The sequence below is a fragment of the Micromonospora sp. WMMD956 genome (assembly GCF_029626125.1).
Taxonomy (GTDB): domain Bacteria; phylum Actinomycetota; class Actinomycetes; order Mycobacteriales; family Micromonosporaceae; genus Micromonospora; species Micromonospora carbonacea.
This window is the reverse complement of the sequence record NZ_JARUBI010000005.1, coordinates 5,250,474-5,261,481: the sequence shown is the minus strand read 5'-3', so window position 1 is coordinate 5,261,481 and position 11,008 is coordinate 5,250,474. Positions and strand designations below refer to the sequence as shown.

Sequence of the window (11,008 nt, the reverse complement as noted above, 5' to 3'; positions counted from 1 at the left end):
GGGTCGCACCTGCCTCGATCCGGAAGTCGGTCATCTCAGGAGATTCCAAACTCTTTGCTGATGAAGTCGAAGATCTCGTCGTCGCTGGCCGCGTCGAGATCGGGCCGGTCCTGCTCCGCGGCGGGGCCGGCGGCGAGGTCGGTCGCCTTGGCGAGCAGGTCCCGCACGCGGGCGGTGAACCGGTCCCGGGCCGCCGGGTCGAGCGGGATGGTGGTGAGCAGGCTCTCCACGGTGTCGATGCCGGAGAAGATGGGCTGGGTGGACGGGGCCGCGTCGGCGGCGATGTCGCCGGCCAGCCGCTCGGCGAGGGCGGTCGGCGTCGGATAGTCGAAGACCAGCGTCGCCGGCAGCCGCAGCCCGGACAGGGCGTTGAGCCGGTTGCGCAGGTCGACGGCGGTGAGCGAGTCGAAGCCCAGGTCGGTGAAGAGGCGGCCCGGGTCGACGGCGTCGGCGCTGGCGTGGCCGAGGACGGCGGCGATGTTGGCCCGGACCACGTCGAGCACGACCTTGAGCCGTTCGGGGCCGGCCAGGCCGGCGAGCCGCTGGGCGAGCGGCACCCCGCCGGCGCGGGCACCGGCGTCGACCGAGCGCCGCATCGGGGCCCGGACCAGGGCCCGCAGCAGCGGCGCGAGGGCGCCCGCCTCGGCCTGGGCGCGCAGCGCCGGCACGTCCAGGCGCATCGGCACGACGGCCGCCGCGTCGAGCCGCCACGCCGCGTCGAAGAGGTCGAGGGCCTGCCCGGTGGCCAGGCCCGCCGCGCCCTGCTCGGCGATGCGCCGCACGTCGGCGTCGCCGAGGTGGCCGGTCATGCCACTGGCCTGCTCCCACAGGCCCCAGGCGAGGGAGATGCCGGGCAGCCCCCGGGCCCGCCGGTGTGCGGCGAGCGCGTCGAGGAACGCGTTGGCCGCCGCGTAGTTGGCCTGGCCGGCGCTGCCCAGCGTGGCCGCCGCCGAGGAGAACAGCACGAACGCGGCGAGGTGCAGGCCGGCGGTGAGCCGGTGCAGGTGCCACGCCGCGTCGATCTTCGGCACGGCCACCGCGTCGACGCGGTCGGGGGTCATCGACTCCAGCACGCCGTCGTCGAGGACACCGGCGGCGTGCACGACGGCGGTGAGCGGGTGCGCGGCGGGCACCCCGGCCAGCAGCGCCGCGAGCGCGTCCGGGTCGGCCGCGTCGCAGGCGGCGACGGTCACCCGCGTGCCGGCCTCGGCCAGCTCGGCGACGAGGTCGCCGATGCCGTCGGCCGCCGCGCCGCGCCGCCCGGCCAGCAGCAGGTGCCGCACGCCGTGGGTGGTGGCGAGGTGCCGGGCCAGGATCCGGCCCAGCACGCCGGTGCCGCCGGTGATCAGCACGGTGCCGTCGGGGTCGACGCCGCCGGGCAGCGGCTCCACCCCCGCCGGGACCCGGCCGAGGCGCGGCGTGCGCACCTGACCAGCCCGCACCGCGAGCTGCGGCTCCCCGGAGCCGATCGCGGGGGCCAGCGCGGCGGCGCTGGCCGGATCGGCGTCCAGGTCGACCAGTTGCAGCCGACCGGGGTGTTCGAGCTGCGCGGTGCGCAGCAGGCCCCACACCGGGGCCTGGGTCAGGTTGACCGCCGGCTGCGCGCCCGCCGCGACCGCGTCGCGGGTGACCAGCACCAGCCGGGACCCGGCGAACCGGTCGTCGGCCAGCCAGGTCCGCACCGCCGCGAGGGTACGGTGCGTCGTGGCCCGCGCCTGCGCGGCGAGGCCCGGCCCCTCGTCGTCCCCGCCGCCGCCGACCCCGACGATCACCGCCTCGGGCGCGGGCTCGCCCCCGGCGAGCAGGTCGCCGAGCGAGTCCAGGTCCACGTCGCTGCGCACCCGCGCGCCGGCCGACTCGCAGGCGGCGCTCAGGGTCAGGTCGTCGCCGCCGAGCACCGCCCAGCGGGTCGCCGCCGGCACCGGGCCGGTCGGCACGGGCAGCGCCGGCCAGTCCACCTGGAACAGCGACTCGTGCCGGCCGGAGCGGGCCGCGCCGAGGGAGTCACCGGAGACCCGGCGCATGATCAGGGACTCGGCGTGCAGCACCGGCGCGCCGGTGGCGTCGGCCACCTGGAACGCGACGCCGACCTCGCCGGCCGCGCTGACCCGCACCCGCAGGGCGGTGGCCCCTGCGGCGAGCAGGGACACCCCGGTCCAGGCGAACGGCAGCCGGGGCACGGTGGCGTCGCCGCCGTCGCCCATCCGGCCGAGGAACCCGCCGATCGACATCGCCTGCAACGCGCCGTCGAGCAGCGCCGGGTGCACGCCGAACCGGCCCGCCTCGGCGTGGTGGTCGGCGGGCAGCTCCACCTCGGCGAAGACCTCGTCGCCCCGGGTCCACGCGGCACGCAGGCCGCGGAACGCCGGCCCGTACCCGAAGACGGTCGCCTCGATGCCGGAGTAGAAGTCGTCGTTCTCGACGGGAGTCGCGCCGGGGGGCGGCCACACCCCGAGGTCGAAGGCGGGCGGGTCGGTGGGGGCCGGGGCGAGCAGGCCGGTGGCGTGGCAGGTCCAGGCCACGTCGGCGAGGACCTCGTCGGAGCCGTCCCGGTAGGGGCGGGAGTGCAACTGCACGGTCCGCCGGCCGTCGTCGTCGCGTTCGGCCACGGTGAGCTGCACCTGGAGGGAGCCCAGCTCGGGTAGGACGAGCGGGGCGAGCAGCGTCAGCTCGTCCACCCTCGGGCAGCCGGCCTGCTCCCCCGCGTACGTCGCCAGCTCCACGAACGCGGTGCCGGGCAGCAGGATGTTGTCCATCACCCGGTGCTCCCCGAGCCACGGGTGGGTACGCACCGACAGCCGGCCGGTGAACACCATCCGCTCGCTGTCGGGGAAGGTGAGAGTGGCGCTGAGCAGCGGATGTCCGGCGTCCTGGAGGCCGGCGGAGGCGACGTCCTGCGCCCGGTGCACGGGCGGCTCCACCCAGAACCGCTGGTGCTCGAACGCGTAGGTGGGCAGCGGCACGGTGCCGGCGGGGGCGAGGACCTTCGTCAGGTCGACGGGCAGGCCGATCGCGTGCGCGGTGGCCAGGTTGGACAGCAGCCGCGTCGGGTCGTCGTCACCCCGCCGCAGGCTACCGATCGTGTGCCCGGTGACCCCGGCGTCGTCGAGGATCGCGGTGACCGGCATGGTGAGCACCGGGTGCGGGCTGATCTCCACGAACGTGGAGTGCCCGGCCGCGATAGCGACCCGGACCGCCGCGTCGAACTGCACGGTCTGCCGCAGGTTGTCATACCAGTAGTCGGCGGTCATCGACGCCGGGTCGACCCAGTCCCCCGTCAACGTCGACACCAGCCGAACCCGACCCGACTGCGGGCTCACGTCGGCCAGATCCGCGCGGAGGCGCTCCGCCACCTCCTGCACCGACGGGGAATGCGACGCGTAGTCCACCGGAATCAACCGCGCCCGGACCCCCTCGTCCTGGCACGCCTGCACCAGGTCCGCGACCGGCTGCGGCGGACCCGACACCACCACCGTCGCCGGACCGTTCACCGCCGCCACACCCACACCCGGGAACGCGGGGAGACGCTCGGCCACCGCGACGGCCGACAGATCCACCGACGCCATCGCACCGGTCCCCCGCAACACGGCCAGGGCCCGCGACCGCAGGGCGACCGTCTTCGCCGCATCGGCCAGGGACAGGATCCCCGCCACACACGCCGCACCGATCTCACCCTGCGAATGACCCACCACCGCCTGCGGCACCACACCCACGTGCTCCCACACCGCCGCCAAGGCAACACCGACGGCCCACAGGACCGGCTGCACCACCTCCACCCGCTCCAACCACGACCCGTCCCCGCCGGTCAACACCGAGACCAGGTCGACGTCCAGGAACGGAGCCAAAGCCCGCTGACACTCCGCCAACTTCGCGTCGAAGACGGGCGTGCGGCCGACCAGACCGGCGGCCATGCGCGCCGACTGCGCACCCTGACCCGGGAACACGAACACCGGACCAGCACCGTGACCCGACGCCACACCGGACACCACATTGCCCGCCGGAGCGCCTGCGGCGAGCGCCTCCAACCCGGCGAGCAACTCCGCCACCCCCGAGCCGACCACAGCGGCCCGCTGGTCGAACGTCGAGCGGGTCGTCGCCAGCGACCAACCGACCGCAGCGGTGTCCAGCACGCCCTGCTCCCGCACGTACGCGGCCAACCGGGCCGCCTGACCGGCCAGGGCCGCCTTCGACCGCGCCGACACCGACCACACCGCCACGTCAGCATCGACCAAGCCCGGCGAACGGACCCCGGCCCGCACGTCGGCGGGCTCGTCGCCCTGCTCGATGATGACGTGGGCGTTGGTGCCGGAGATGCCGAACGACGACACCGCCGCCCGGCGGGGCCGGTCCACCACCGGCCACGGCCGCGCCTCCGTGACCAGGTCCACCGCGCCCGCAGACCAGTCGATGTGCGGCGACGGCTCGTCCACATGCAACGACGCCGGCACCACACCGTGCCGCATCGCCTGCACCACCTTGATCACACCCGCCACACCCGCCGCCGCCTGCGCATGACCGATGTTCGACTTGACCGACCCCAACAGCAACGGCCGGTCACCGGGACGATCCTGCCCGTACGTCGCCAACAACGCCTGCGCCTCGATCGGATCACCCAACGTCGTACCCGTCCCGTGCGCCTCCACCACGTCCACATCCGACGTCGACAACCGCGCATTCGCCAGGGCCTGCCGGATCACCCGCTGCTGCGACGGACCGTTCGGCGCGGTGAGACCGTTCGACGCGCCGTCGGAGTTGATCGCGGTGCCGCGTACCACGGCGAGGACGTGCCGGCCCTGCCGGCGGGCGTCGGAGAGCCGCTGCACGAGGAGCATGCCGACGCCCTCGGACCAGCCCGTCCCGTCGGCCGACGCCGCGAACGACTTGCACCGGCCGTCGGCGGCGAGGCCGCGCTGGCGGGAGAACTCGACGAACGCGGTCGGGGTGGCCATCACCATCACGCCGCCGGCCAGGGCCAGGTCGCACTCGCCGGAACGCAGCGCCTGACCGGCCCAGTGCAGGGCGACCAGCGACGAGGAGCAGGCCGTGTCGAGGGAGACCGCCGGCCCTTCGAGGCCGAACGTGTACGCCACCCGGCCGGAGATGACGCTGCTGGTCATCCCGGTCAGCATGTAACCCTCGGCGGCCTCCGGCGAGTACGCGAGCAGGCTGCCGTAGTCCTGGCCGCTGGTGCCGACGAACACGCCGGTGCTGCTGCCCCGCAGCGTGGCCGGGTCGATGCCGGCGCTTTCGAAGGTCTCCCAGGTGGTCTCCAGCAGCAGCCGCTGCTGCGGGTCCATGGCGAGGGCCTCGCGGGGGCTGATGCCGAAGAAGCCGGGGTCGAACCGGTCGACGCCGCGCAGGAAGCCGCCGCCGCGGGCGTAGAAGGTGCCGGCGGCGTCGGGGTCGGGGTTGTAGAGGCTGTCGAGGTCCCAGCCCCGGTCGGTGGGCAGGTCGGTGACCGCGTCGACGCCGTCGGCGACGAGCCGCCACAGGTCGTCGGGGGACCACACGCCGCCGGGGAGCCGGCACGCCATGCCGACGATGGCGAGGGGCTCGTCGTCGCCGACCGCCACGCTGGTGGTGGCGGGCCGGACGGGCACCGGCGTGCCGGCGATCTCCGTGCCGAGGTGGGCGGCGAGGTCGGCCGGGGTGGGGTAGTCGAAGACGAGGGTGGCGGGCAGCCGCATCCCGAACGCGTTGTTGAGGCGGTTGCGCATCTCGACGGCGGTGAGCGAGTCGAAGCCGAACTCGCTGAACGCCCGGCGCGGCTCGATGGCGGCCGGGTCGGGGTAGCCGAGCACGGCGGCGGCCTGCCCCCGGACGATCTCGACGAGGGCGGCGACCCGGTCGGCGTCGCCGAGCGCGGCGAGCTGCTGGACGAGGGACGCGCCGGTGGTCGCGGCGGCGGCGCGGGCGGGGGTGCGGATCAGGGCCCGGTACAGCGGCGGGATGCTGCCGCCGGCGAACTGCGCCTTCATCGCGGCGAGGTCGAGGCGGGCGGGCACGAGGGCGGCGTCGGTGCGGCGGCAGGCGGCGTCGAAGAGGGCCAGGCCCTCCTCGGCCTCCATGGCGGCGACGCCGGAGCGGGAGATCCGGTTGAGGTGGACGTCGTCCAGCTCGGTGGTCATGCCGCTGCGGTCGGCCCACAGGCCCCAGGCGAGGGTGAGGGCGGCGAGGCCGCGCGCCCTGCGGTGCTGGGCGAGGCCGTCGAGGAACGCGTTGGCGGCGGCGTAGTTGCCCTGGCCGGGGCCGCCGGCGGTGGCGGCGAGCGACGAGTACGAGACGAACGCCTTCAGGTCGAGGCCGGCGGTCAGCTCGTGCAGGTGCCAGGCGGCGTCGACCTTGGGCCGCAGCACGCCGTCCATCCGTTCGGGGGTGAGCGAGGAGACGACGCCGTCGTCGCGTACCCCGGCGGCGTGGACGACGGCGGTGAGCGGGTGGGCGGCGGGGATGGCGGCGAGCAGCTCGGCGACGGCGTCGCGGTCGGCGACGTCGCAGGCGGCGGCGGTGACGGTCGCGCCGAGTTCGGCGAGTTCGGCGCAGAGCTCGGGGATGCCGGCGGCGGCCGGGCCGCGCCGGCTGGTGAGGATCAGGTGCCGGACGCCGTGGACGGTGACGAGGTGGCGGGCCATGAGCTGCCCGAGGGTGCCGGTGGCGCCGGTGACGAGCACTGTCCCGTCGCCGTCGAACGGGGTGGCGGGCGGCTCGGCGGGGGCCGGCACGCGGGTGAGCCGGGCCCCGGCGGCGACGCCGGCCCGGATGACGACCTGCGGCTCGTCGGTGTCGACGGAGGCGACGAGGGCGGCGGCGGAGCCGGCCGCGTCGTCGACGTCGACCAGCAGGAACCGGTCGGGGTTCTCCGACTGCGCGGAGCGGACGAGGCCGATGACGGCCGCGCCGGCCAGGTCGGTGAGGTCGGCGTCGGCGGCCGTGGCGACGGCGCCCCGGGTGAGCACGACGAGCCGGGAGGTGGCGTACCGCTCGTCGGCGAGGAACCGCTGCAACACGTCGAGCGCCCGGTGGGTGACCCCGGCGACGGCGCTCGGCACGTCGCCGGTGGCCGGCGGGTCGAGGAACGGCACGACCAGCACGCCGGGCGCGTCCGTGCCGGCGTCCAGCGCGGCGGTCAGGGCCGCCAGGTCAGGGTACGCGGCGACGGCCGTCCCGGTGGCGGCGAGCGCGTCGGCGAGGCCGGCGGCGTCGCCGACGACCGCCCAGTCCGCGCCCGACGGGCCGGCGGGCAGGGCGAGCGGGGCCCACTCGATGCGGTACAGCGACTCGGTGCCGCCGCCGGAGGCGACGCGGAGCTGGTCGGCGGAGACGGGCCGCAGCACGAGGGAGCCGACGGAGATGATCGGCGCGCCGTCGACGTCGGCGAGGAGCAGGGAGACACTGTCGGTGCCGGTGTGCGAGACGCGGACCCGGGCCGCCGCCGCGCCGGCCGCGTGCAGGGCGACGTCGTTCCAGGAGAACGGCAGCCGGCCGTAGCCGGGCGGCACGTCCGCGCCGGACGGTTCGCCGGCCGGCGTGGTGAGGCCGAGGGTGTGCAGGGCGGCGTCGAGCAGCGCCGGGTGCAGCCCGTACCCGCCGGCCTCGGCGGCCGGGGTCTCCGGCAGTGCCAGCTCGGCGAAGAGGTCGTCGCCGCGCCGCCAGGCGGACCGCAGCGCGATGAAGGACGGGCCGTAGTCGTAGCCCTGGGCGGCGAGGTTGACGTACAGGTCGTCGGTGGGGACCTCGGTGGCGCCGGGGGGCGGCCAGGCGGTGAGGTCGGACCAGCCGGGCGGGCCGGCGGGGGTGGCCGGGCCTCCGGCGAGCACGCCGCTGGCGTTGCGGGTCCAGCCGCGCTCGCCGCCCTCGGCCGGTTCGCCGTCGACGGCGGAGTGCAGGGAAACGGACCGGCAGCCGGTGTCGTCGGCGGGGCCGATCCAGAGCTGGATGTCGACGCCGCCGGTCTCGGGCAGGATCAGCGGCGCTTCCAGGGTCAGCTCGCGGACGTGGTCCGCGCCGACGTGCGCGCCGGCCTGCAACGCCAGCTCGACGAAGCCGGTGCCGGGCAGCAGCACGGTGTCGAAGACGACGTGGTCGCTGATCCACGGGTGGGTACGCCGGGCGAGCCGCCCGGTGAACAGGAAGCCCTCGGCGTGGGCGACGCCGACGGCCGCGCCGAGCAGGGGGTGCTGGGCGGGGCGCAGGCCGACGGCGGTGACGTCGCCGGTCCATCCGACGCCGGCCTCGGGCCAGTACCGCTGGTGCTGGAACGCGTACGTGGGCAGGTCGACCCGGGTGGCGCCGGTGCCGGCGAACCACGGCCGCCAGTCCACCGTGGACCCGTGCACGTGCAGTTCGGCGAGGGCGGCGAGCAGGGCGTCCGTCTCGGGCCGGTCCTTGCGTCCGGCGGCGACGGCGAGCACGCCCCCGGCGTCGGGGAGGATCTCGGCGGTCAGCGCGGTGAGGACGCTCGACGGCCCGATCTCCAGGTAGGTGCCCGCCCCGGCGGCGCGCAGCGCGGCGACCCCGTCGGCGAACCGGACGGCCTCCCGCACGTGCCGCACCCAGTAGTCGGCGGTGCGCAGGTCGTCGCCGTCGGCGAGCGCCCCGGTCACGTTGGACACGACGGGCAGCGCGGGCGCGGCGAAGGTGAGCGTCTCCAGGATCGCGCGGAACTCGGCGAGCATCGGCTCCATCAGCGGGCTGTGGAACGCGTGGCTGACGGTGAGCCGGCGCGTCCGCACGCCCCGGTCCCGCCAGGCCCGCTCGACCTCGTCGAGGGACCCGACGGCACCGGAGACGACCACGGACGTGGGCCCGTTGACCGCGGCGATCCCGACGTCGACCCGACCGGCGATGGACTCCGCCACGTCGGCCTCGGCCGCGTTGACCGCGAGCATCCCGCCCCCGGCCGGCAACGCCTGCATCAGGCGACCCCGCGCGGCGACAAGCGCGCACGCGTCCGCGAGGGACAGCACCCCCGCCACGTGCGCGGCCGTGATCTCACCGACCGAATGGCCGCCCACGAAGTCCGGCACCACCCCGAACGACTCCACCAGCCGGAACAGGGCCACCTCGACCGCGAACAACCCCGCCTGCGTGAACACGGTCTGATCCAACAGACCGGCGTCGGCGGAACCCGCATCGGCGAACAGCACGCGCTTGAGCGGCTGCGGCAGCAACGGGTCCAGGTGACCGCACACCTCGTCCAGCGCGGCGGCGAACACCGGGAACGCGGCGTACCACTCGCGGCCCATCCCGGCGCGCTGCGCGCCCTGACCGGAGAACAGCGCCGCGAGCGGACCCCGGTCGGCGGCCTGGCCGACCACCGCGCCGGACGGGTCCCCGGCGGCGAGGGCCCGCAGCCCGGCGGCGAGGTCGTCGCGGCCGGCGGCGGTGACGACCGCCCGGTGCTCCAGGGTGGAGCGGGTGGCGGCCGACGAGAAGGCGACGTCGAGGGGGCGCAGGTCGGCGTCGGCGGCCAGCCGGTCGGCCCAGCGGCCGGCCTGGGCGGCGAGCGCGGCGGCGTCGCGGGCCGACACCAGCACCGGCACGACCGGCCGGTCGGCCGGCGGCGCGGCGTCGGCCGGGGCCGGCTCGACGGCCGGGGCCTGCTCGACGATGACGTGGGCGTTGGTGCCGGACACCCCGAACGACGACACCGCCGACCGGCGGGGACGCGCGACGGACGGCCACGGGGTCGGCTCGGTGACCAGCGCGACGGCGCCGGCGTCCCAGTCGACCTGGGGGGTGGGGGCGTCGACGTGCAGGGTGGGCGGCACCACGCCGTGCTGCATGGCGAGCACCATCTTGATCACACCGGCGACGCCGGCGGCGGCCTGCGCGTGCCCGATGTTGCTCTTGATCGAGCCGAGCAGCAGCGGCGCGGCGTCGCCCCGGTCCTGCCCGTACGTGGCGAGCAGCGCCTGCGCCTCGATCGGGTCGCCGAGGCGGGTGCCGGTGCCGTGCGCCTCCACCACGTCGACGCCGCCGGCGGCGAGGCCGGCGTTGGCCAGCGCCTGCTGGATGACCCGCTGCTGCGACGGCCCGTTGGGGGCGCTCAGTCCGTTGGACGCGCCGTCCTGGTTGACGGCGGAGCCCCGCACCACGGCGAGGATCGGGTGGCCGTTGCGCTGCGCGTCGGAGAGCCGTTCCAGCAGCAGCACACCGACGCCCTCGGACCACCCCGTCCCGTCGGCGGCGGCGGCGAACGCCTTGCACCGGCCGTCGGCGGCCAGCCCGCGCTGCCGGGAGAACTCGACGAACGCGGCCGGGGTGCACATGGCGGTGACCCCGGCGACGACGGCGAGGGTGCACTCCCGCTGCCGCAGCGCCTGCCCGGCGAGGTGCAGGGCGACCAGCGACGACGAGCAGGCGGTGTCGATCGTGACCGCCGGCCCCTCCAGGCCGAAGGTGTAGGAGATCCGGCCCGAGACGACACTGCCGGCATTGCCGGTCATCAGGTGCCCCTCCAGGCCCTGCGCCGCACCCATCAGCACGCCGCCGTAGTCCTGGCCGGTGGAGCCGGCGAAGACGCCGGTGCGGCTGCCGCGCAGCGAGTGCGGGTCGATGCCGGCCCGCTCGAAGACCTCCCACGAGGTCTCCAGCAGCCACCGCTGCTGCGGGTCCATCGCCAGGGCCTCGCGGGGGGAGATCGCGAAGAAACCCGGGTCGAAGTCCGCGAGGTCGTGGACGAAGCCGCCCTGCCGGGTGTACGAGGTGCCGGACTGCTCGCCGTCGGCGTCGTAGAGCGCCCCCAGGTCCCAGCCCCGGTCGGCCGGGAAGTCGCCGACCACGTCCCGGCCGGACGCGACGACGTCCCACAGGTCCTCGGGCGAGCGCACCCCGCCGGGGAAGCGGCAGCTCATGGAGACGATGGCGATCGGTTCCTGCTCGCCGGCCTCCACCTCGCGCAGGCGCTGGCGCACCTGGTGCAGGTCGGCGGTGACCCGCTTGAGGTAGTCGAGAAGCTTCGCCTCGTCAGCCATGGACCGCCCACTCCTTGTGTTGACCCGTCGAC

The 11,008-nt window shown here is 75.9% G+C and carries 1 protein-coding gene; it reads right to left on the bottom strand.

All coding sequences use genetic code 11. The features are described from left to right. Positions 1 to 35: 35 nt before the first annotated feature. On the bottom strand, positions 36 to 10,976 hold the full coding sequence (locus tag O7628_RS23170; protein WP_278133603.1) for a type I polyketide synthase: 10,941 nt from the start codon (positions 10,974 to 10,976) through the stop codon (positions 36 to 38). Positions 10,977 to 11,008 lie beyond the last annotated feature (32 nt).